Source organism: Mesorhizobium sp. B2-7-1, assembly GCF_006440735.1.
In the GTDB taxonomy this organism is placed as follows: Bacteria; Pseudomonadota; Alphaproteobacteria; order Rhizobiales; family Rhizobiaceae; genus Mesorhizobium.
In genome coordinates this window covers 1-21,113 of record NZ_VFUA01000112.1, presented here as the reverse complement: position 1 = coordinate 21,113, position 21,113 = coordinate 1, and the positions used below count along the sequence as shown (strand labels likewise).

The 21,113-nt window shown below is 64.7% G+C and carries 20 protein-coding genes and 1 pseudogene; 10 read left to right on the top strand and 11 right to left on the bottom strand.

What is annotated here, in order from left to right:
- The first annotated feature begins 72 nt into the window (after positions 1-72).
- Together FJ471_RS28870 and deoA are read left to right on the top strand one after the other, a co-directional pair.
- Positions 73-876 (top strand): purine-nucleoside phosphorylase, encoded by an 804-nt coding sequence (locus tag FJ471_RS28870; RefSeq protein WP_140808314.1) that lies wholly within the window; start codon positions 73-75, stop codon positions 874-876.
- Positions 876-2,192, top strand: coding sequence for a thymidine phosphorylase (deoA, locus tag FJ471_RS28865; protein WP_140808310.1), 1,317 nt, complete (start codon positions 876-878; stop codon positions 2,190-2,192). Before FJ471_RS28870 ends, deoA begins: the two co-directional genes overlap by 1 nt.
- Before the next feature lie 105 nt (positions 2,193-2,297).
- Here the strand turns inward: deoA and FJ471_RS28860 are convergent, their stop codons facing one another.
- The 3 genes from FJ471_RS28860 to FJ471_RS28850 form a co-directional block, all read right to left on the bottom strand.
- A complete protein-coding gene (locus tag FJ471_RS28860) occupies positions 2,298-2,864 on the bottom strand; it encodes a TIGR02281 family clan AA aspartic protease (RefSeq protein WP_140808308.1) in 567 nt (188 codons plus the stop codon).
- Between the two features lie 205 nt (positions 2,865-3,069).
- Positions 3,070-3,699 (bottom strand): uracil phosphoribosyltransferase, encoded by a 630-nt coding sequence (gene upp, locus FJ471_RS28855; RefSeq protein ID WP_112096510.1) that lies wholly within the window; start codon positions 3,697-3,699, stop codon positions 3,070-3,072.
- Positions 3,700-3,860: 161 nt separating this feature from the next.
- A complete protein-coding gene (locus FJ471_RS28850) occupies positions 3,861-4,835 on the bottom strand; it encodes an adenosine deaminase (protein WP_140808306.1) in 975 nt (324 codons plus the stop codon).
- A gap of 168 nt (positions 4,836-5,003) precedes the next feature.
- Here FJ471_RS28850 and ubiE point away from each other — a divergent pair, with 168 nt between their 5' ends.
- The 3 genes from ubiE (at position 5,004) to coaBC (ending at position 8,948) form a co-directional block, all read left to right on the top strand.
- A complete protein-coding gene (gene ubiE / locus FJ471_RS28845) occupies positions 5,004-5,780 on the top strand; it encodes a bifunctional demethylmenaquinone methyltransferase/2-methoxy-6-polyprenyl-1,4-benzoquinol methylase UbiE (RefSeq protein WP_140808303.1) in 777 nt (258 codons plus the stop codon).
- A gap of 43 nt (positions 5,781-5,823) precedes the next feature.
- Complete coding sequence (gene ubiB, locus FJ471_RS28840; RefSeq protein ID WP_140808300.1) at positions 5,824-7,398, top strand: 2-polyprenylphenol 6-hydroxylase; 1,575 nt, start codon at positions 5,824-5,826, stop codon at positions 7,396-7,398.
- 74 nt (positions 7,399-7,472) lie between these two features.
- Positions 7,473-8,948: a bifunctional phosphopantothenoylcysteine decarboxylase/phosphopantothenate--cysteine ligase CoaBC gene (gene coaBC, locus FJ471_RS28835; protein WP_210242060.1), complete on the top strand. Its 1,476-nt coding sequence runs from the start codon at positions 7,473-7,475 to the stop codon at positions 8,946-8,948.
- Positions 8,949-9,051: 103 nt separating this feature from the next.
- Here coaBC and FJ471_RS28830 read toward each other — a convergent pair whose 3' ends face one another.
- The 8 genes from FJ471_RS28830 to FJ471_RS28795 form a co-directional block, all read right to left on the bottom strand.
- On the bottom strand, positions 9,052-10,488 hold the full coding sequence (locus FJ471_RS28830) for an MFS transporter (RefSeq protein ID WP_140808298.1): 1,437 nt from the start codon (positions 10,486-10,488) through the stop codon (positions 9,052-9,054).
- A gap of 187 nt (positions 10,489-10,675) precedes the next feature.
- A complete protein-coding gene (locus tag FJ471_RS28825; protein WP_140808295.1) occupies positions 10,676-11,158 on the bottom strand; it encodes a DUF992 domain-containing protein in 483 nt (160 codons plus the stop codon).
- A gap of 150 nt (positions 11,159-11,308) precedes the next feature.
- A complete protein-coding gene (locus tag FJ471_RS28820) occupies positions 11,309-11,785 on the bottom strand; it encodes a DUF992 domain-containing protein (RefSeq protein ID WP_140808291.1) in 477 nt (158 codons plus the stop codon).
- Positions 11,786-12,016: 231 nt separating this feature from the next.
- Positions 12,017-12,868: a tetratricopeptide repeat protein gene (locus tag FJ471_RS28815; protein WP_140808289.1), complete on the bottom strand. Its 852-nt coding sequence runs from the start codon at positions 12,866-12,868 to the stop codon at positions 12,017-12,019.
- Between the two features lie 132 nt (positions 12,869-13,000).
- The gene (gene rpsU / locus FJ471_RS28810) at positions 13,001-13,267 is read right to left on the bottom strand and encodes a 30S ribosomal protein S21 (protein ID WP_027165252.1); all 267 of its coding nucleotides are present in this window, start codon (positions 13,265-13,267) and stop codon (positions 13,001-13,003) included.
- Between the two features lie 179 nt (positions 13,268-13,446).
- Entirely contained in the window at positions 13,447-13,833 is a 387-nt protein-coding gene (locus FJ471_RS28805) for an SET domain-containing protein-lysine N-methyltransferase (RefSeq protein ID WP_140808287.1), read from the bottom strand.
- Between the two features lie 109 nt (positions 13,834-13,942).
- Positions 13,943-14,701 (bottom strand): SDR family oxidoreductase, encoded by a 759-nt coding sequence (locus tag FJ471_RS28800; RefSeq protein WP_140808285.1) that lies wholly within the window; start codon positions 14,699-14,701, stop codon positions 13,943-13,945.
- 100 nt (positions 14,702-14,801) lie between these two features.
- The gene (locus FJ471_RS28795; RefSeq protein ID WP_140808283.1) at positions 14,802-15,170 is read right to left on the bottom strand and encodes a DUF2568 domain-containing protein; all 369 of its coding nucleotides are present in this window, start codon (positions 15,168-15,170) and stop codon (positions 14,802-14,804) included.
- A gap of 210 nt (positions 15,171-15,380) precedes the next feature.
- Here FJ471_RS28795 and FJ471_RS28790 point away from each other — a divergent pair, with 210 nt between their 5' ends.
- From FJ471_RS28790 to FJ471_RS28770, 5 genes and pseudogenes are all read left to right on the top strand, one after another.
- Positions 15,381-16,166, top strand: a complete 786-nt coding sequence (locus FJ471_RS28790) for a hypothetical protein (protein WP_140808281.1) — start codon at positions 15,381-15,383, stop codon at positions 16,164-16,166.
- Positions 16,167-16,247: 81 nt separating this feature from the next.
- Positions 16,248-17,501, top strand: a complete 1,254-nt coding sequence (locus tag FJ471_RS28785; RefSeq protein ID WP_140808279.1) for a sarcosine oxidase subunit beta — start codon at positions 16,248-16,250, stop codon at positions 17,499-17,501.
- Between the two features lie 72 nt (positions 17,502-17,573).
- Positions 17,574-17,870: a sarcosine oxidase subunit delta gene (locus tag FJ471_RS28780; protein ID WP_140808277.1), complete on the top strand. Its 297-nt coding sequence runs from the start codon at positions 17,574-17,576 to the stop codon at positions 17,868-17,870.
- Positions 17,867-20,860 (top strand): sarcosine oxidase subunit alpha, encoded by a 2,994-nt coding sequence (locus FJ471_RS28775; protein WP_140808275.1) that lies wholly within the window; start codon positions 17,867-17,869, stop codon positions 20,858-20,860. Before FJ471_RS28780 ends, FJ471_RS28775 begins: the two co-directional genes overlap by 4 nt.
- Positions 20,853-21,113, top strand: a pseudogene (locus tag FJ471_RS28770) (sarcosine oxidase subunit gamma); the annotation flags it as partial. The gene FJ471_RS28775 and the pseudogene FJ471_RS28770, both read left to right, overlap by 8 nt.

Sequence of the window (21,113 nt, the reverse complement as noted above, 5' to 3'; positions counted from 1 at the left end):
CAACACCGGCGTCGCCGAGACCGTGACCATGGGCGACATGCTGCCTTACGGCTTCAGGGGCGATATCTTGAAATGAAGGAAGCGCTGGATCATCTGGTCGAGAAGCTGGACGGGCTGGCGCCAACGGCGGCGCTTGTGCTGGGCTCGGGCCTCGGCGGGCTGGTCGACCAAGTCAAGGATGCCAGGCGCATCTCCTATGCGGACCTGCCGGGCTTCCCGCGCAGCGGTGTTTCCGGCCATGCCGGCGAGGTGGTCGCCGGGCATTTCGCCGGCACGCCGGTGCTGATGCTGTCCGGCCGCGCGCATTATTACGAGCACGGCAATGCCGCCGCGATGCGGCCGGCGCTTGAGGTGCTGGCCGGCATCGGCATCTCGCATCTGATCCTCACCAATGCCGCGGGCTCGGTCGATCCGCAGATGGAGCCTGGTTCGGTGATGCTGATCACCGACCACATCAATTTCTCCGGCTCGAACCCGCTGATCGGCGAGCCGAGCGACCGCCGCTTCGTCGGCCTCACCGAGGCCTATGATGCCGGCTTGCGCGGCGCGATCGAAAAGGCGGCGAAGGCGACCGGCACGGCGTTGCATCAGGGCGTCTATATGTGGTTTTCCGGACCATGCTTCGAGACGCCGGCCGAAATCCGCATGGCCCGCGTCATGGGGGCGACGGCCGTCGGCATGTCGACCGTGCCTGAGGTCATCCTCGCCCGCTTCCTCGGGCTCAAGGTCGCCGCCTGCTCCGTCATCACCAATCTGGCGGCCGGCATGACCGGAGCGGAACTCTCGCACCAGGAAACCAAGGACATGGCGCCGGTCGGCGGCGCGCGGCTGGCGACGATCCTGCGGCGCGTCTTCCAGGATGGTCTACCCGACTGATGCTGCCGCAGGAGATCATCCGCCGCAAGCGCGACGGCCACAAACTCTCGGCCGACGAGATCGCGGCCTTCGTCCAGGGGTTGACGGCAGGCAGCATATCCGAGGGCCAGGTCGGCGCTTTCGCGATGGCCGTGTTCCTCAATGGCATGAGCCGAGAGGAAGCGGTGGCGCTGACGATCGCCATGCGCGATTCCGGCGATGTGCTCGATTGGTCCGACCTGCCGGGCCCGGTCACCGACAAGCATTCGACCGGCGGCGTCGGCGACAATGTCTCGCTGATGCTGGCGCCCATCGTTGCCGCCTGCGGCGCCTATGTGCCGATGATCTCGGGCCGCGGACTTGGCCACACCGGCGGCACGCTGGACAAGATGGACGCCATTCCCGGCTATACCAGCCAGCCGGACGTGACGCTTTTCCGCAAGACGGTGCTCGAGACCGGCTGCGCCATCATCGGCCAGACCGCCGATCTCGCGCCCGCCGACCGCAGGCTCTACGCGATCCGCGACGTGACGGGGACGGTCGAATCGATACCGCTGATCACGGCCTCGATCCTGTCGAAGAAGCTTGCCGCGGGCTTGGGCTCGCTGGTGCTCGACGTCAAGGTCGGCAACGGCGCCTTCATGGAAAAGTCGCGCGATGCGGTTGCGCTCGCGAACAGCATGGTCGAGGTTGCCAATGGAGCGGGTTTGAACGCTTCGGCTCTGGTGACCGGCATGAACGAGCCGCTGGCTTCGGCCGCCGGCAACGCGGTCGAGGTGAAGAATGCCGTCGATTTTCTCACCGGCCGTTATCGCGACCGTCGGCTGGAGGATGTGACGCTGGCGCTGGCTGCCGAGATGCTGCAGTCGGCGGGGATCGTCTCATCCAACCAGGACGGTATCAGGCGCGCCACCGAAGCGCTGGCCGGAGGCCGTGCGGCAGCCGTCTTCGCGCGAATGGTGTCGGTGCTTGGCGGCCCAGGAGATTTCATCGAGAGTCCGGAAAAGTACCTGCCGATGGCCCCGGTCGAACTGGCCGTGAAAGCGGAGCAGGGCGGGTTCGTGGCCGGCATCGCCACGCGCGATATCGGGCTTGCCGTCGTCACACTCGGTGGAGGGCGTTCTCGTCCGGACGACAAGATCGATCATGCCGTCGGTTTGACGAGACTGTTGCCGATCGGCGCCGAGCTACGCCCAGGCGAGGCGCTGGCGCTGGTGCATGCCCGTACCGACGCGGAGGCCGGGGCGGCAGCGGCCGCCGTGCGTGCCGCCTATACGATCGGGGGTTCCAAGCCGCCCGCCGAAAAGACCGTGCTCAGGCGGATACTGCCGCGATAGACCAGTCCATTTTCACGGAAACGATGGACTGCTCTATCTTTTGTTTTTGACGCAATTCTGGACGGAAAACTGCTACGAACTCTTCCTGGAATTGCTTATGCAGCCTCACTGCACGAGCAGCAAAGAGCCGTCCTGGACCTGGTATTTCTGCAGCCGCTGCAGGAAGCTCATGCCGATCAGGTTGGTCTGCAGCGCCCGGTCGTCGAGCACCATTGCCTGGACGTTGTCGACGGAGATCTTGCCGATCTGCAGGCGGTCGACCGTCACCACGGCGGCTTTGATCGCCCCGTTGGCGGTGTTCACCTGTCGATTGAAGTCGGAAGGGTTGAGCGAGATGCCGATCCTGCGCGCCGTGGAGGTGTTGATGGCGACCAGGGTCGCGCCGGTGTCGATCATGCCGTCGATCTGGCGGCCGTTGAGCTTGAACTGCGAGGTGAAATGGCCTCGCCCGTCGGCATTGACCAGCACCTGGCGGCCAAGCGGCATCGGGGCGGCAGGCTTGACAGGGACCGAAGCGAGATTGACCTGCGGCTGAGCCTCCGGCGCTGCCGGCTGCGAGGTGACGGTCGATTTCAACAGGCCGTCCACCAGATGCGGATTGGCCTGATAGACGATCGGAATCGAGGCCGAGGTTCCGGCAAAGATGCCCAGGATGAGAAGCTTGCGCAGCATGGATGCCCCTGGATCGGTTCACCGTTTCAAGGAAACGTCGAACCGCTCTATCCCTTTGTTTTGGAGCAACTCCGGACGGAAAACCGCTTCACACTTTTCCTGGAATTGCTCCCGAAGGCAGCATCCTTAAGCCCGGCATGGTGTTTACGACTTTAATTCGTGCCGAAACCGCAAGCTTGCGTAAACGGCCAGTTAAGAAGGGCGCTCACTTTGTCCCGTACATGCGGTCGCCGGCGTCGCCGAGGCCGGGCATGATGTAGCCCTTGTCGTTCAGCTGCCGGTCGATCGAGGCGGTGAAGATCGGCACGTCCGGATGCGCCTTGGTGAAGCGCTCGATGCCTTCCGGGGCGGCAAGCAGGCAGAGGAACCGGATGTTGGTGGCGCCGCGCCCTTTCAGCTTGTCGATCGCGGCGATCGCCGAATTGGCGGTCGCCAGCATCGGATCGACGACGATCACCAGACGGTCGGCAAGATCGCTCGGCGCCTTGAAGAAATATTCGACCGCTTCCAGCGTGTCATGGTCGCGGTAGAGGCCGATATGGGCGACGCGGGCCGCCGGCACCAGGTCGAGCAGGCCCTCGAGCAGGCCGTTGCCGGCGCGCAGCACCGAGGCGAAGACCAGCTTCTTGCCTTCGAGCGTCGGCGCCTCCATCTCCTCGATCGGCGTCTCGATCATGGTCGTGGTCAGTTCGAGATTGCGGGTCACCTCATAGCCCAACAGCAGCGAAATCTCGCGCAGCAGCCGCCGGAAGCCGGCCGTCGAGGTCTCCTTCTTGCGCATGATGGTCAGCTTGTGCTGGACAAGGGGGTGGTCGACGACGGTGACGCCCTGCATGATGTGCTCCGACTGGTTCGCAGTGGGTGGTAGTCAGTAGTGAGTAGTGAATAGTGAGCCGATTTGCGAGTCCTCGCCTCGGGGAAAGCTCCGGCCTTCAACCGATCTGTTCGCGCTCGGCCAAATCCACGACCACTGACTACCGACTACTCCCTACTTACTCATCGCACCTTCACATCCAACCGGCCTAGCAGCGCCGTCTTGGTCTTCTTGTCGACGAAGGCCGCCTCGATGGCCGTTCTGGTGATCCCGACGAGCGCCTTGTCGTTCATGGCGAAATGCTCGGCGGCGACATCGTATTCGCGCTTCAGGGAGGTCCAGAAATAGGGCGGGTCGTCGGAATTGAGCGTCACCTTGCAGCCGGCGGCGCGCAACGCCGAAAACGGATGGTCGGCAAAGCTGTCGAACACTTTAAGCGCGATGTTGGAGCCCGGACAGCATTCCAGCACCACGCCCTGGTCGGCGATGCGGCGGACGAGGTCGGGGTTCTCGATGGCGCGAACGCCATGGCCGATGCGTGACGGGCGGATGTGGTCGAGGGCCGCCTTGACACTTTCCCAGCCCATCAGCTCGCCGGCATGGATGGTGATGCCGAGGCCGGCTTCCCGCGCGATCTCGAAGGCGCGCACATAATCCTCGAAGTCGCCGATGCGCTCGTCGCCGGCGACGCCGAACCCGGTCACCAGCGGATGGCCGCAGCGTGCCGCGAAGCGCGCCGCCTGCTCGATCGCCTCGACGCCGACATGGCGCACGCCGGTGACGATCATGCGGCCCTCGATGCCGGTCTTTGCCCTGGCGCGGGTCATGCCTTCGCCCAGCGCATCCGTATAGGCTTTTGGCGACAGCCCGGCCTTTTTGGCGTGGTCCGGCGAGGTGAAGACCTCGGAATAGATCGCCCCGTCACGGGCGAGGCTGGTCAGATAATGATCGGCGAGGCGCGCATAGTCCTCTTCGGTGCGAAACAGGTCGGAAGCGAAATCGTAAGCCGCGAGAAACGAGGTGAAATCGTGCCAGACGAAGGAGCCGTCCTGGATATAAGGCGAAGGGTCCTTGCCGTATTTGCGGGCTTGGGCGACGACAAGCTCGGGCGCGGCCGCCCCTTCGATGTGGCAGTGCAGTTCGGCCTTCAAGATCATGCGGTCATCCCGTCCGGTACGCTGCTCCCGCACTGATTCTGGCTTGGAAATCATGCGAGACCTTTCCCGGGCGGGCTTTGAAAGCGCGGCCGAAAACCGCGCCTTGGACAATAGCTTCGGCACCATCGATCGGCTATGGTCGCGCCGGTTTTATGACGGATCAAAATAATGTCAGTTGAGAGAACCACGGCCGCGGGCGGCATGGAAACCTCCTATGGGTTCAGGAAGGTCGGGGAGGGCGAGAAGCAGCCCCTCGTCAACGACGTCTTCCATAAGGTGGCCAATCGATACGACCTCATGAACGATCTGATGTCGGCCGGGTTGCATCGGTTGTGGAAGGACGCGCTGGTCGCCTGGCTCAATCCGCCGAAGCGGGCGGGCTGGAAGGTGCTCGACGTCGCCGGCGGCACCGGCGACATCGCCTTCCGCATCGTCGAGGCCAGCCAGCGCCAGGCACACGCCACGGTGCTCGACATCAACGGCTCGATGCTGGCCGTCGGCCGCGACCGCGCCGAGAAGCAGGGCCTTGCCGCAAACACCGACTTCGTCGAGGCCAATGCCGAGGAACTGCCGTTCGAGGACGAGACCTTCGACGCCTATACGATCGCCTTCGGCATCCGCAACGTGCCGCGCATCGAGGTCGCGCTTGCCGAAGCCTATCGTGTGCTGAAGCGCGGCGGACGGCTCTTGTGCCTGGAATTCTCCGAGGTCGATATGCCGCTGCTCGACAAGGCCTATGAGGCCTGGTCGTTCAACGCGATCCCCAAGATCGGCAAGGCCGTGACCGGCGACGGCGAGCCCTATTCCTATCTCGTCGAATCCATCCGCAAGTTCCCCAACCAGCAGAACTTCGCGGCGATGATCACCCGCGCCGGCTTCGATCGCGTTAGCTTCCGCAATTATTCGGGCGGCATCGCCGCCCTTCATTCCGGCTGGAAGCTTTGAGGCGCGGCCCCTTGCAGCAGGCCCCTTTGAAACAGGTAAGGCCATGAGCAGCGTCGCCGCCGCCTTCAGGCTCGCCAGGGCCGGCTGGGTGCTGGTCCGCGAGGGCGTCGTCGCGGCGCTGCCGGGGGAAGAACTCTCCGGCATGCCCAAATTCGGCTGGCGCGTGGCGCGGCTTTTTACCCGCCGCCGGGCGTTGAGCTATCAGCGCGGCGACAGGCTGGCGCGGGCGGTGGTGCGGCTCGGGCCCTCCTACGTCAAGCTCGGCCAGTTCCTGGCGACGCGGCCCGATGTCGTCGGCAACGACATGGCGCTCGACCTCGCGCTCTTGCAGGACAAGATGCACACGTTTCCGAAGGCGGAAGCGGTCCATGCGATCGAAGCCTCGCTCGGGCGCAGAATAGACGATCTCTATGTCGTTTTCGGCGAACCAGTGGCCGCCGCCTCGATCGCGCAGGTGCATGGCGCCGACGTGGTGCGTGAGGGCGCCACGTCGCGGGTTGCGGTGAAGGTCATCCGGCCCGGCGTGCGGCGCCGCTTCTTCCAGGATCTCGAAAGCTATTTCCTCGCCGCCCACCTGCAGGAGAAATATATCCCCTCGTCGCGCCGCCTGCGCCCGGTCGAGGTGACCCAGACGCTGGCGCAGACCACCAAGGTCGAGATGGACCTGAGGCTCGAGGCGGCAGCACTTTCGGAACTCGGCGAAAACACCAAGGACGATCCGGGCTTTCGCGTGCCGGCGGTCGACTGGGAGCGGACGGGCCGCGACGTGCTCACCATGGAGTGGATCGACGGCGTCAAGATGAACGACATCGCCGGCCTCGCCGCCGCCGGTCACGATCTCAAGGCGATCGCCGCCAATCTGATCCAGTCGTTCCTCAGGCACACGCTGCGCGACGGTTTCTTCCATGCCGACATGCATCCGGGGAACCTGTTCGTCGAGGCGAACGGCACCATCGTCGCGGTCGATCTCGGCATTGCCGGCCGGCTCGGCAAGAAGGAGCGGCGCTTCCTCGCCGAAATCCTCTACGGCTTCATCGTGCGCGATTACCAGCGCGTCGCCGAGGTGCATTTCGAGGCCGGCTATGTGCCGCGCCAGCACAATGTCTCGGCCTTCGCGCAGGCCATCCGCGCCATCGGCGAGCCGATCCATGGCCAGTCGGCCGAGACCATCTCGATGGCGAAGCTGCTGACGCTTCTGTTCGAGGTCACCGAGCTGTTCGACATGGCGACCCGGCCGGAATTGATCCTCTTGCAGAAGACCATGGTGGTCGTCGAGGGCGTGGCGCGCACGCTCGATCCTGGCTTCAACATGTGGAAGACGGCGGAGCCGGTGGTCGGCGACTGGATCGCCGGCAATCTCGGGCCGCGCGGGCTGCTCACCGACGCGCGCGACGGCGCCAAGGCATTGTTGACGCTGGCAAGGCAAGCACCGGACCTTGCCGCCCGCACCGACCGGCTGTCGCGCGAGATCGACCTGATGGCCGAGAACGGCCTGCGCTTCGACGAAGCGACGGCGCGCGCCATCGGCAAGGCCGAAGCGCGCCACACCCGCTCCGGCCGCGTGGCGCTGTGGGTGATCGCACTGACGCTGATCTATATCGCGTGGAAATTGCTCTGATCGCCATTCAGCTTGTCGCTGATTGATTGCATTGCTATCATTTGACGGCATTGTCCTGAAGCGAGTGCAATCACATGGCCAGCATCACGATCCGCAATCTCGATGACGACGTGAAGGATCTGCTGCGGCAGTTGGCGGCGGAAAATGGCTGCTCGATGGAGGAGCAGGCACGGCTGATGATCCGGGCCGCGGTCGAGGGCCGCGCAGGGCAGGCCGACCGTATCGATCGGATCGAGGAGACATTGCGCGCGCTGGCAGGCTCGAAGGAGCAGGCGACGCCGGTTGTTGCCGCTACCGCCAGGCCAGTCCCAAGGGGTTCGCTCTCCGGCAAGCGCATCCTGCTCATCATCGGCGGCGGCATCGCCGCCTACAAGGCGCTCGACCTGATCCGGCGGCTGCGCGAGCGCGGCGCGTCGGTGCGCGTGGTGATGACATCGGCCGCCCAGGAATTCGTCACCACGCTGTCGGTCGGTGCGCTTTCGGCGGACCATGTGTTCACCGAGCTGTTCGACCGCAATGACGAGCACGATGTCGGCCATATCAGGCTGTCGCGCGAGGCCGACCTGCTGGTCGTCGCGCCGGCCACCGCCGATTTGATGGCGAAGCTCGCCAGCGGCCATGCCAACGATCTCGCCTCCACGGTGCTTCTGGCCACCGACAAGAAGGTGCTGATGGCGCCGGCGATGAATCCGAAAATGTGGGGGCATGCCGCCACCCGCCGTAATCGGGCAATGCTGCAGAAGGACAGCATCGCCTTTGTCGGCCCTACGAGGGGCGAGATGGCCGAAAGCAACGAAGCAGGCGAGGGCCGCATGGCCGAGCCGCTCGAGATCGTCGCCGCGATCGAGGCGATGCTCGAGGAGAAGCCGAAGCCGCTGGTCGGCCGCAGGATCATCGTCACCTCCGGGCCGACGCATGAGCCGATCGACCCGGTGCGCTACATCGCCAACCGCTCCTCCGGCAAACAGGGCCATGCGATCGCGGCCGCACTGGCGAAGCTCGGCGCCGATGTACGGCTCGTCTCCGGTCCGGTCACCATCGCCGATCCGGCCGGCGTCGCGACCACCCATGTCGAAACAGCCGCCCAGATGAAGCAAGCGGTCGAGAGCCTGCTGCCGGCGGATGCCGCCGTGTTCGTCGCGGCGGTCGCGGACTGGCGCACGGCGAACGCTGCCGGCGAGAAGATCAAGAAGGTGGCGGGCGAGGGACCGCCGTCTCTTCAGATGATCGAGAACCCGGACATCCTGGCCGGCATCGGCCATCATGCGCGGCGACCGGGCCTCGTCGTCGGCTTCGCCGCCGAGACGCAGGACCTCATCGCCAATGCCGAGGCCAAGCTCAAGAAAAAGGGCGCCGACTTCATCGTCGCCAACGACGTCTCGCATGAAAGCGGCATCGGTCCATCCGGCGTGATGGGCGGCGACCGCAACAAGGTGCGCATCGTCTCCAGGACCGGCGTCGAGGAATGGCCGGAAATGGGCAAGGACGAGGTGGCAGCGCGGCTCGCCACGCTGATCGCCGAGCGGCTGCAGCAGACTGTCATCGCTTAAGTCTAGGGCGTTTCGTCGTTTCCATGAAACGGCGAAACGCCCTATCTCTTTGTTTTTACGCAATTCCGGACGGAAAACCGCTCACACTTTTCCTGGAATTGCTCTAGCCGGCCGCTTGCTGAGGCCGCAGCGTCGGCAGCGCGATCCTCAGCGCGGCGAGGCATCCCACAATAGCCAGAGGCACGAAGGCGAGGAACAGCCAGCCGGCAACGCCTGCGGCCGCTTCACGGTTGAGGCCCTCCGAGAAGCCGCTGGCGTTGGCGACGATGCCGGCAAGCGCCGCGCCCACCGCATAGCCGATGCGCTGCATGGTCGGCACGGCGGCTGAGGCGATCGTCTGCTCGCCGTCGCGCGCCGAAGCGACGATGACGCGCGTGAGGAAAGGCCAGCAAATGCCGAAGCCGCCGCCCTGCAGCAGGGCGCAGAGCAGGATCAGCGGGATCGAGCCTGCCGGGATGGTGTAGGCGAAGCCGGCGAGGCCGGAGGCGATCATCAATGCGCCGACGACGATGATCAGTCTCTCGCGCTCCAGCGGGGCATTGGCGATGAGGATCGACAGGACCGACCAGGCGATCGATTCGGCGGCGATGATGTAGCCGGTGGTCAGGATCGGAATGCCGTGCAGCGTGGTCAGAAGCAGCGGCCCGTAAATGGTGAAGGTGCAGGTCGCCACGGAGAATGCCGCAACCATGGTCATGCCGCTGCCGAGCGGCGAGCGCCATGAAAACAAAGGCGACGGAAAGAGCCGCGATTGTGGCCTGAGGGCATCGATGCGGAAAAACAGCGCCAGACCGATCAGGCCGAGGAGGAGGAGCAGCGACGAGCGCAACAGGGCGATATCGATGCCGGCGGCGGCGATCAGCACGACGCTGAGGGCGAGACAGGCGAGCGCCGGATAGGGGAAGGGTGGTGCCTTGCGGCTGCTCTCCCGTGGCTTCCTCGCCTCGGGCGTGTCGAGCACGATGAAGCTTGCCAGCGCCATCGCCGCGCCGCCGAAGGTGAAGATGCCGAAAGCCCAGCGCCACGACAGGAACTCCGTCATGAGCGCGCCGAGCATCGGGCCGCTGAAGGCCGCAACGCCCCAGACCGCGGACATGATGCCGAAGAGCTGCGGCCAGATGTTGCGAGGAAACAGGCGCTCGACCGAGACGAAGGCGAGCGACACGAGGGCGCCGCCGCCAAGCCCTTCGACAAGGCGCCCGATGAGGAACAACGGCATGGAAGGCGCCGTGGCGCAGATCAGCGCGCCGACCGCGTATAGCAGCGCGGCGACCATCATGTTGGAGCGCAGGGCGACATAGCTGACCAGCCGGCCGGCCGCGGCACCGGCGACGATCGCGCCGAGCTCGTAGATCGCCAGCGACCAACCGACCAGCTGTACGCCCGCGAGCTCGCCGACCATGGCCGGCATCACCGTCGCCACCATCGTCTCGTTGGTGGCATGCAGCAGGATGCCGAGGCTGACGAAGCAGAAGCGCGCCAGGTCGCCGCTCGCCCACAGCGCCCGCCAGTCCACTCTGTTGTCCGATTCCCTGCTCAAGCCGCTCTCCCGATGCTTAGAGCAGTTCAGCAATTCGATGGAATCGCCGATCTGCTCCAACTCTCTGTTTTCACGCAATTCCGGACGGAAAACCGCTGCGCACTTTTCCTGGAATTGCTCTATCGGGCACGTCTCTAGAACCTCAAGCGGACTTGAGCTCAAGCGAATTCTTTCCGCAGCGAGGCAGTCAATTTGCCGTGCTGCGCAGCTGGAACTGGCTGACGCCGATGGCGATGTTGAGACCGGTCTGCGTCTGGACGCTGAGCGGCTGCAGGGTGAAGGCGTTGCCGGTGCCGCCGACCAGAAGATTGGCGCCGGCTCCGATCGCGGCGGTCACTTCGGCGCTGGCGCCGACATAGTCGCCGGCGAGCGCGCCCGGGGCATAGATGTTGTTCATGGGCGTCAGCACCAGCCAGCGCATCACGCTCTGGGTGGTGGTGCCGATATCGAGACCGTATTTGTTGACGGCGCCGAAATAGGCTTCCGGCGCGAAGGTCTTGTCGGCCGGCGTGAAGGTGCAGCTCAGATCCTTGCTGGAACCGAAGACGAAGCCGGTGTCGCCGCCGATGGCGCAATCCAAAACGCCGAGCTCGACGCCGCCGGTCTCCGCTCGAGCTTCCCCTGCCAGCGCGGCGATCGCGATCCCGGCTGCGACGATGATCCTCGACATGGTGCTCCCCCTCTTGTTTTGACGCAATTCCGGACGGAAAACCGTGTCACACTTTTCCTGGAATTGCTCAAAGGAACGCGGCCCGGAACGGCTACAATGTCCTGTTCCGGGCCGCGCGTATAGGGAGCCGATGTCGTCGCCGGCTGGTGCTTACTTGTAGGAGTGGACGAGATCCAGCGATGCCACAGCGACGGCCAGGTTGACGCCGGTCTGTGCCTGGACGCTGAGCGGCTCCAGCATGAAGGCTCCGTCGAGGCCGCCGACCAGGAGGTTGGCGCCGCCGCCGGTCACCACGGAAGCCTCGGCGTTGACGCCGTAATAGCTGCCGGCGAGGTCGCCCGCCTCATGGTGACGCGTGGCGGCAAGCACTGCCCAAACGAGCTGGCCCTGATGCGTCTGGCCGAGGTCGACGCCGAGCTTGGAGATCATGCCGGTATACTGCTCGGCCGGCCCGTGATGATACGGGCGGAAGGTGCAGGAGACGCCCTTGTTCGACGTGATGACGTAGCCGACGCCGCCGTCGATCGTGCAATCGAGCGTGCCGAGCTGGAGCGTGCCGGCGCTTACCGGATAAGCGAGGACCGTGGCGGCAAGCGCGGCAGCGGCACAGGCAAGAGTTTTGATCATTGGAAAGGTCCTTTCGCGAAAATTTTGGCCCCGGCTTAAACGATCGAGGTGCGTCGAGCGTTCCGCCGAAAACTTGGCGCGAACATGGCAAAGGTTAACGCATCGCCTTGGGCGGTTAACGGATCGCTATCGGCGTTCCCGCGGCGCAACACTGCGCTCGCGGGCGGACCCGTCCGGTCGGGACGACGCCTAAGCGTTCTTGCAAGATACCCTTGCGGCGCCAGCTTCCGATCAGCTGGCGTTGCCGCCGGTGCGCGACAGGCCGTCCTTGGCCGGCTGGTAGTTCGGGTCGAGATGGATAGCCTCGCGGTAGGACTTGGCCGCCCTTACCTTGTCGCCGCGCTTTTCGTAGATCAGCGCCTGGTTGGCCCACGCCTCGGCGTTCTTGCCGTCGAGCTTGATGGCCATGTTGAAGTCGCTGAAGGCGTTGTCCTCGTCGCCTGTCGCCAGATAGGAGAGGCCGCGGCCGTTGTAAGGCTCGGCGGCGTCCGGCGCCAGCGAGATCGCGGTCGAGAAATCCTCGATGGCGAATTTGTGCTGGCCCTGGCTCTGATAGATCAGGCCGCGATTGTGGTAGGCGCGGGCATCGGTGGTGTCGAGCTGGATCGCCTTCTGGAAGTCGTTGAAGGCATCCTGGGTGCGGCCCGCCTTGCGGTAGAGATTGCCGCGGCCGATATAGGCGGCGTCATAGTTGGCGTTGATCTGGATCGAGCGGTTGTAGTCGGCTAAAGCGGCATCCTGGTTCCCGAGGAAGCGCTGGATCAGCGCGCGGTTCGAATAGGCCTGGTAGAAGTTCGGGTTGAGCTGGATGGCCTGATTGAAGTCCTTGAGCGCAGCCTGGTATTGGCCGCCGCGGCCATAGGCCGAGCCGCGCACATTGTAGCCTTCGGGATCCTGCGGGTTGCGCTGGATGACCGCCGAAAGCGAGGAGATGTTCTCGCTCGACCCCTGTGCCTTGTCGATCGAGTTGAACTCACCTGTCGGGGACGTCTGGCATGCTGCAAGCACCAGACCCGAAAGCAGGGCCGCCGTCAGGGCGAAGCCGCGAAAGGCGGTTCCGCGCTCTACGGTAATTGCGTTCATCTGTGTCCTCACTGCCGCAGCGCCGTCAGTCCGTTCCCTCTCCGAACCGGCTCGAATCTATAAACAAAAAGGTGGCGGCGATTTCGCATCGCGCCACCTTCGGTATCCTTCGAAAAGGACGAAAAATAGGCGTTATGACCGCGGCGAGCGCGATGCGCCGGCAGCACCAGCCGGAGCCGGGCGCGGGGTCATCGGCAGCAGGCCTTCGCGCTGTGCGCGCTTGCGAGCCAGCTTGCGGGCGCGGCGCACGGCTTCAGCCTTCTCGCGGGCACGCTTCTCGGACGGCTTCTCGTAGTGACCGCGCATCTTCATTTCGCGGAAAATACCTTCGCGCTGCATCTTCTTCTTCAGCGCGCGAAGCGCCTGATCAACGTTGTTGTCGCGGACGAGTACCTGCACGGGCAATCCTGTCTTCGGGTTTGAAATCGTTAGGCAAACAGCCATAGCTGAGATGCCTCCGCGGCGAATTGCACCGCGAATTGTGGCGGCTGATAGCAGAATCAGGCTGGGATGTCCACCTCTGATTGCGGGAAACAGCGATCAAAAACCCGAGCGGTGCGCCTGGACCTTGGCCTGGCTTACGCGGTCGCCAGATGGAGGCGCGCAAAGTCCTCGAAAAACTCGCCATAGTCGCAGGTGATTTCCTCGCCGGCGGCGATGTCGCGGGTGGCGGTGGCGCCGCCATATTGCGAGAAATCCGTGTTCGGCCGCTCGGAATGGTTCATGAAGCGGCCATTGTCGACCTCATAGACCATGAAGCCGGGCTTGTCCGGGCTCGGATAGGCGTAGCGGTCGAGCAGTTCCTTGAGATGCGGGGATGCGGCTTCATATTTTTCCATCGGGATCAGCCGGTCGAAATCCGGATCGAGGCGCCAGATCGAAGCGCCTTTGCGGATCGGCTCGGCGGCGAAGACGCCGACGCCTTCGATGGCGCTCTGGGCGACGTAGGTTCTGATCAGCAGCATCGTTCCGGTCCGATTTTCGACGGGAAACCAAATCGTCAAATCGGACCGGAATGCAAGGCCGCATAGCGAGATTTTCAGCGGATGAGCATGTCCGCTGTCCGCCGCCGGATCACGTCCGGTTGATCGATACGCCGCCATCGGCAAACAAGGCCGTGCCGGTGGTGAAGCTCGATGCATCCGAGGCGAGATAAAGCGCCGAGCGCGCGATCTCTTCCGGCTGCGCCATGCGCTTCAGCGCGTGAATGCCTTCGACGAAAGCGCGCGCCTCGGGCGTGGTCGTGGTCGCGCCGGGCGTGTCGGTGCCGCCGGGCAGCAGCGCGTTGACGCGCAGTCCTTGCGGACCGTATTCGGCGGCGAGCACCTGCGTCAGCCCGATCAGGCCGGCCTTGGCCGCGGCATAGGCCGCCATGCCCGGCATGCCGGCGGTGTAGCCGACGAAGCTCGAGGTGAAGATCAGCGAGCCGCCGCCGCGCTCCAGCATCGCCGGTATCTGATGTCTCGCGGCGAGATAGGCGCTGGTCAGGTTGGTGTCCATCGTTTCATGCCAGGTCGCCGGCGCCATGTCGGGCACCGGTCCCATCGCGCCGACGGCGCCGGCATTGTTGAAGGCGACGTCGAGGCCGCCGAAGCGGGTCACAGCGAGCTCCACCAATGCCTGGGCATAAGCTTCGTCCCTGACATCGCCCGCAAGCGCGGCCGCCGTGCCGCCGGCATCCTCGATCTCGCCGACGAGCGCGTCGAGCTCGGCCTGACGCCGGGCCGCGACGACCAGGCTTGCGCCCTGCTCGGTAAACAGTTTGGCGGTGGCGCGGCCGATGCCGGAGCTTGCGCCGGTGACGATCGCGACCTTGTTTGTCAGGGTGAACATGTCCTTGCATCCTTCCTTCGTGCCGACTTGCGGCGGATGGATGCTTGGTCGCAGATGCGGATTGCCGCGGCCACCCGAAACCGGCAACGGCCCTATTGCCCTACTGCCGCAACAGCCAAGCCAGCCGGTCCAGCGAGAAGGCGTAGCTGAGGGCAATCAGCAGGGCCATGACGATGCCGATGGCGGCGTGACCGGCCAGATAAAATCCAGCGGCACCGCCGAACAGTACGACGAGTTCCAACACCAGCCGCACCGCGCCTGGCACCGGAACCGGCGCGCGGCCTGAGCGGCTTGGGTCGTCAGGAACCGCGAAGATTCCCCACAGCGCGGCTGCAATAAGTGGCAAGGCCAAGGCGAAGAGCCAGCGCCACCACCCTTCGGACAGGCTCCAGCCTGCCATGCCGAGCCCGAGCAGTGCCGCAAGTTCGAGCAGAAAGCGCAAGGTCAGATTCCACCTGGTGCTGCTCAAGTTCCTGCCTCCGAAGTTGACGGACGTCAGCGATAGCGATCGAAAGCGCTCCTATCAACCAGCCGGGATGCGTTCTTTGACCTGGCGCAAGCAGGAGGGCTCGCAAATTATCTTGTGCTGTTGACGCGCCACGACAGGCAGGCTACCCAAACAATTATTGAAATTTTGCGGGTGGACGCGCCACCCATACCTATGACCCCCCAAGACATAGTGAGCAAGTTGCTGGAGCCCGGCTTCGAGGGCGACAGCGAGTTGACGTTCGCCCTTCAATCGGAATTTCACAAAGGCTTTCCGCTTGAAAACCTCAGGCCGCTGCTAACGTCCGCCAACCTCTTTACGCAGGCCGCTGCCGTTTATTTGGTCTCCGAAAGCCCCAGGCTAAGCTACAAGATGAATTGCGTGGTCGCGGAGATCGCCGATCTGCTCGACAACGCAGTTTCGGGCATCCGGTTCGACGCAATCGAGGCGCTTCTGGGATGCACGACACCTGCGGATGGGGCTATTCTCGGCCGCCTCATGCTGCGGCTCGATGACGAACATGCCGGCGTTCGCTGGAGGGTTGTCCAGTTCATCTGCCTTGCGCAGCGCTGGCAGCTAAGGCTTGCGGTGGAAAATGCCGCCGCACTGCGCCCGGAATCGGCTTTCAAGGCGCTGGTCGATAGCTATGGTCACTATTTGATGCCGAGTTCCAAGGACCTGCCACGGTTGCTCGACCATCCGGATGCGGTGTTACGACGCTTTGCGGCGGCCGTGGCCATCAGGCCGCGCGAAGTGATCGTCGAGCGCTTCGTGGCCATGGTGGAGCAGTCAGACGATGCGGAAGTTCGCAAAATCGCCGCCGACTGCCGCCAGGGTTATTTGCGGCCGACCTATGCGATCGGGCCGTCTATCTTAAAGCGTGCGTCGGCCGAAACATCGACGGACGGAGCTCAAAACAGCAGTCGTTTTGACCACGGCGCAAAACGGCAAGCGCCGTCGCAAACAGCGCAAGGATGACATCGCCGTTTCGCTAGTGATAAACCTCGCGTGACGGGAGAGGCCCGGACGACATCCGCGATTTTTGGCGCGAGGCTTAACGTGAAGAAATACTCCGTATTCGCCATTGCCCGCGAGGCGATGCGCGGCCACAAGGGCTGGGAAGAGCAGTGGACCTCGCCCGAGCCGAAGAAGGAATACGACGTCATCATCGTCGGCGCCGGCGGGCATGGCCTGGCGACGGCCTATTATCTGGCGAGCGAGCACGGCATCACCAACATCGCGGTGCTGGAAAAAGGCTGGCTCGGCGGCGGCAACACCGGCCGCAACACCACCATCATCCGCTCCAACTACCTCTATGACGAAAGCGCCGGCATCTACGACCATGCGCTGAAGCTGTGGGACGGGCTTAGCCAGGAGCTCAACTACAACGTCATGTATTCGGCGCGCGGCGTCATGATGCTGGCGCACAACGTGCATGACGTCCAGGTCTTCAAGCGCCATATCCATGCCAACCGCCTCAACGGCATCGACAATGAATGGCTGACGCCGGAGCAGGCGAAGGAATTCTGTCCGCCGCTCAATATCTCCAGGGAAGCGCGCTATCCGGTGATGGGCGCGGCGTTGCAGCGGCGCGGCGGCACGGCGCGCCACGATGCGGTCGCCTGGGGCTATGCGCGCGGCGCTTCGGCGCGCGGCGTGCACATCATCCAGAACTGCGAGGTCACCGGCATCAAGCGCGCGGCCAATGGCGCGGTCAGCGGCGTCGAGACGACGCGAGGCTTCATCGGCGCCAAGAAGGTCGGCGTGGTCGCCGCCGGCCACTCATCGGTCATCATGGACATGGCCGGCGTGCGCATGCCGCTCGAAAGCTATCCGCTGCAGGCGCTGGTCTCGGAGCCGATCAAGCCGGTCGTGCCCTGCGTGGTGATGTCGAACACGGTGCACGCCTATATCTCGCAGTCCGACAAGGGCGAACTGGTCATCGGCGCCGGCACCGACCAGTATATCTCCTATTCGCAGACCGGCGGCCTGCACATATTGCAGCACACGCTCGACGCCATCTGCGAGATGTTCCCGATCTTCACCCGCATGAAGATGCTGCGCTCCTGGGGCGGCATCGTCGACGTGACGCCCGACCGCTCGCCGATCCTGGCGAAGACGCCAGTCAAGGGCCTCTACGTCAATTGCGGCTGGGGCACGGGCGGCTTCAAGGCGACGCCCGGCTCGGGCAATGTCTTCGCGCATACGATCGCGAAGGACGAGCCGCATCCGATCAACGCGCCTTTCACGCTCGAGCGCTTCCGCACCGGCCGTCTCATTGACGAGGCCGCGGCGGCAGCGGTGGCGCATTGATGATGGCTCAGCCGCTTTGCTTTCACCCGGCCGGCGCGCGCGTCGGTCACGGCAAGTTTTAGGATCACCCAGATGCTTCTCATCCGCTGCCCCTATTGCGAGGAAGAGCGCCCGGAACTCGAGTTCCGCAATGCCGGCGAGGCGCATATCGCCCGCTCCACCAACATTGCCGGCGAGAGCGACGACGATTTCGAGAAATTCTTCTTCATCCGCGCCAACCCGAAGGGCGTCATCTATGAGCGCTGGCGGCACATCCACGGCTGCGCGCGCTTCTTCAACGCGGTGCGCGACACCGTCACCGACAAGTTCATCATGACCTACAAGGCCGGCGAGCCGAAGCCCGCGAAATTGCCTGGAGCCGCGAAATGAGCGCCGCATTCCGCATTTCCGGCGCCGGTCGCCTCAGCCAGGCGAAGACCGCCTCGTTCAGCTTCGACGACAAGTCCTACAGCGGCATCGAGGGCGACACGCTCGCCTCGGCGCTGCTCGCCAATGGCGTGCATCTGGTCGGCCGCTCGTTCAAATATCACCGGCCGCGCGGCTTCCTGTCGGCCGGCGCGGAAGAGCCCAACGCGCTGGTGCAGGTCGTGCGCGACGACGCGCGCAAGACGCCGAATGTGCGGGCGACCGTGCAGGAGCTCTATGACGGCTTGACGGCCAATTCGCAGAACCGCTGGCCGTCGCTCGCCTTCGACGTCGGCGCGGTCAACGACATCGCCTCGCCGCTGTTTTCGGCCGGCTTCTACTACAAGACCTTCATGTGGCCGAAATGGGCCTGGAAGGATCTCTACGAGCCGAAGATCCGCGCTGCCGCAGGCCTCGGCGTTTCGCCCGAGAAGCCGGATCCGGACCATTATGCCTCCCGCTACACGCATTGCGAGGTGCTGGTGCTGGGCGGCGGCGCCGCAGGCATTGCAGCTGCCCTTGCCGCCGCCGAAACGGGCGTGCGAGTGATCCTCGCCGACGAGCAGGCCGAGTTCGGCGGCAGCCTGCGCTTCGAGAGCGGTGCGAAGATCGATGGCCAGGACGGCTACGCATGGGCTCAAGGCGCGATCGCCAGGCTCAAGGCGATGGATAATGTGCGCGTGCTCTCACGCACGACTGCCTTCGGCTATTACGCGCAGAATTTCGTCGGACTGGTCGAGCGGGTCAGCGACCATCTCAGGAGCCCGGGTCGCGAGCTGGCGCGCGAACGCCTTTGGCAGATCCGCGCCAATCGCGTGGTGATCGCCACCGGCGCCATCGAGCGCCACATGGTGTTCGCCAACAACGACCGTCCAGGCGTCATGCTGGCTTCGGCGGCGCGCACCTATCTCAACCATTATGGCGTCGCGGTCGGCAGGAATGTCGGCGTCTATACGGCGAATGATTCCGCCTATGCCGCCGCGATCGACCTCAAGAAGGCGGGCGTCAATGTCGCGGCCATCGTCGACCTGCGCGACAATCCGTCGGGACCGGTGATCGACGAGGCGCGGGCGCTCGGCATCGAGATCAATTTCGGTCGCGCCGTGGTCAGCGCCGGCGGCAAATTGCGCGTGTCGTCCATGACCGTGCAGCCAAAGAATGGCGGCGGCGAGCGGACCATTCCGGTCGATGCCATATTGATGTCGGCCGGCTGGACGCCGTCGGTGCATCTGTTCTCGCAGTCGCGCGGCAAGGTCGCCTTCAACGACGAGACCAGGCGCTTCGTGCCTGGCACCTATGCGCAGGACTGCGTCTCGGTCGGCGCATGCAACGGCACCGATGGGCTCGACGCGACGATCGACGAGGCTTACGCGGCCGGCGCCAAGGCGGCGAAGGAGGCCGGCGGCAAAGTTGGCAAGGGCGCCAAGCCGAAGGTCGACGCCGGCGAGAGCTGGTCGCGCGGCATGCTGGGCGCAGGCCCCGGCGCCGGGCCGGGCACCACGGTCAAGGCCTTCGTCGACTTCCAGAACGACGTCACCGCCAAGGATATCCGCCAGGCGGTGCATGAAGGCATGCACTCGATCGAGCACGTCAAGCGCTTCACCACCAACGGCATGGCGACCGACCAGGGCAAGACGTCGAACATGCACGGCCTGGCGATCGCCGCCGAGGAACTCGGCAAGCCGATCCCGCAGGTCGGCCTCACCACCTTCCGCGCGCCCTACACGCCGGTGACCTTCGGCTCGATCGTCGGCCATGCACGCGGCGCGCTGTTCGACCCGACCCGCCGCACGGCGACGCATGGCTGGGCGGCGTCGCAAGGTGCTGTGTTCGAGGATGTCGGCCACTGGAAGCGCGCCTGGTATTTCCCGAAAGCCGGCGAGGACATGCACAAGGCGGTCGACCGCGAATGCGTGACGGTGCGCAAGGTCGGCGGCCTGTTCGACGCCTCGACGCTCGGCAAGATCGAGGTGGTCGGGCCGGACGCGGCGAAGTTCATGGAGCTGCTCTACACCAACCCGTGGGAGAAGCTGGAAGCCGGCCGCTGCCGCTATGGCATCATGCTGCGCGAGGACGGCTTCATCTATGACGACGGTGTCGTCGGCAGGCTTGCGCCGGATCGCTTCCACGTGACGACGACGACCGGTGGCGCGCCGCGCGTCATGAACCACATGGAGGACTACCTCCAGACCGAGTTCCCGCATCTCAATGTGTGGCTGACCTCGATCACCGAGCAATGGGCGGTGATCGCCGTGCAGGGGCCCAAGTCGCGCGACATCATCGCGCCGCTGGTCGAAGGCATCGACATGTCGGACGAGGGAATGCCGCATATGTCGGTGCGCGAAGGCAGGATCTGCGGCGTGCCGACAAGGCTGTTTCGCATGTCCTTCACCGGCGAGCGTGGTTTTGAAGTCAACGTGCCGGCCGATTACGGCGAGGCGGTCTGGGAAGCGCTGTGGGCCGAAGGCCAGAAGCATGGCGCGACTGCCTACGGAACCGAGGCGATGCACGTGCTGCGCGCCGAAAAGGGCTACATCATCGTCGGCCAGGACACGGACGGCACGGTGACGCCGAACGATGCCGGGCTCGACTGGGCGGTCGGCAAGAAGAAGACCGATTTCGTCGGCATTCGTGGCCTGACCCGCTCGGATCTGGTTGCCAAGGGCCGCAAGCAGCTCGTCGGCCTGAAGACCAAGGACCCGAAGGTGGTGCTGGAAGAGGGTGCGCAGATCGTCGCCGATCCCAAGCAGCCGATCCCGATGAAGATGATCGGCCACGTCACCTCAAGCTACTGGTCGGAAAATTGCGGACGCTCGATCGCGCTGGCGCTGGTCGCCGGCGGCCGCAACCGCATGGGTGAGACGCTCTATGTGCCGATGCCGAACGGCACGATCGAGGTGGAGGTCATCGGCATGGTGTTCGTCGACGAGAAGGGAGAACGCCTCAATGGCTAAGGCCGCCGCCAAGACAAAAGCCGCTGCCGCCGCGCCTTCCGTCGAGCGCCGTCCGGCACTCGCCGGCCGCACGGTTACGGCGCCGGGCGTGAAGGTGGAGATGCTGCCGCCGGCGGAGCGCATCTCGCTGCGCGCGCCGCAGGCTTCGCTCGCCGCGCTTTCCAAGGCGCTCGGCGTGACACTGCCGGTCAAGCCGAAGACTTCGGCGACAAAGGACGGGCGCACGGCGCTGTGGCTCGGACCGGACGAATGT

Excerpts from the sequence above, each read along its gene's own strand:
- FJ471_RS28870 (WP_140808314.1), top strand. The coding sequence starts at position 73 with ATGAAGGAAGCGCTGGATCATCTGGTCGAGAAGCTGGACGGGCTGGCG.
- deoA (WP_140808310.1), top strand. The coding sequence starts at position 876 with ATGCTGCCGCAGGAGATCATCCGCCGCAAGCGCGACGGCCACAAACTC.
- FJ471_RS28860 (WP_140808308.1), bottom strand. The coding sequence starts at position 2,864 with ATGCTGCGCAAGCTTCTCATCCTGGGCATCTTTGCCGGAACCTCGGCC.
- upp (WP_112096510.1), bottom strand. The coding sequence starts at position 3,699 with ATGCAGGGCGTCACCGTCGTCGACCACCCCCTTGTCCAGCACAAGCTG.
- FJ471_RS28850 (WP_140808306.1), bottom strand. The coding sequence starts at position 4,835 with ATGATCTTGAAGGCCGAACTGCACTGCCACATCGAAGGGGCGGCCGCG.
- ubiE (WP_140808303.1), top strand. The coding sequence starts at position 5,004 with ATGTCAGTTGAGAGAACCACGGCCGCGGGCGGCATGGAAACCTCCTAT.
- ubiB (WP_140808300.1), top strand. The coding sequence starts at position 5,824 with ATGAGCAGCGTCGCCGCCGCCTTCAGGCTCGCCAGGGCCGGCTGGGTG.
- coaBC (WP_210242060.1), top strand. The coding sequence starts at position 7,473 with ATGGCCAGCATCACGATCCGCAATCTCGATGACGACGTGAAGGATCTG.
- FJ471_RS28825 (WP_140808295.1), bottom strand. The coding sequence starts at position 11,158 with ATGTCGAGGATCATCGTCGCAGCCGGGATCGCGATCGCCGCGCTGGCA.
- FJ471_RS28820 (WP_140808291.1), bottom strand. The coding sequence starts at position 11,785 with ATGATCAAAACTCTTGCCTGTGCCGCTGCCGCGCTTGCCGCCACGGTC.
- FJ471_RS28815 (WP_140808289.1), bottom strand. The coding sequence starts at position 12,868 with ATGAACGCAATTACCGTAGAGCGCGGAACCGCCTTTCGCGGCTTCGCC.
- FJ471_RS28805 (WP_140808287.1), bottom strand. The coding sequence starts at position 13,833 with ATGCTGCTGATCAGAACCTACGTCGCCCAGAGCGCCATCGAAGGCGTC.
- FJ471_RS28800 (WP_140808285.1), bottom strand. The coding sequence starts at position 14,701 with ATGTTCACCCTGACAAACAAGGTCGCGATCGTCACCGGCGCAAGCTCC.
- FJ471_RS28780 (WP_140808277.1), top strand. The coding sequence starts at position 17,574 with ATGCTTCTCATCCGCTGCCCCTATTGCGAGGAAGAGCGCCCGGAACTC.
- FJ471_RS28775 (WP_140808275.1), top strand. The coding sequence starts at position 17,867 with ATGAGCGCCGCATTCCGCATTTCCGGCGCCGGTCGCCTCAGCCAGGCG.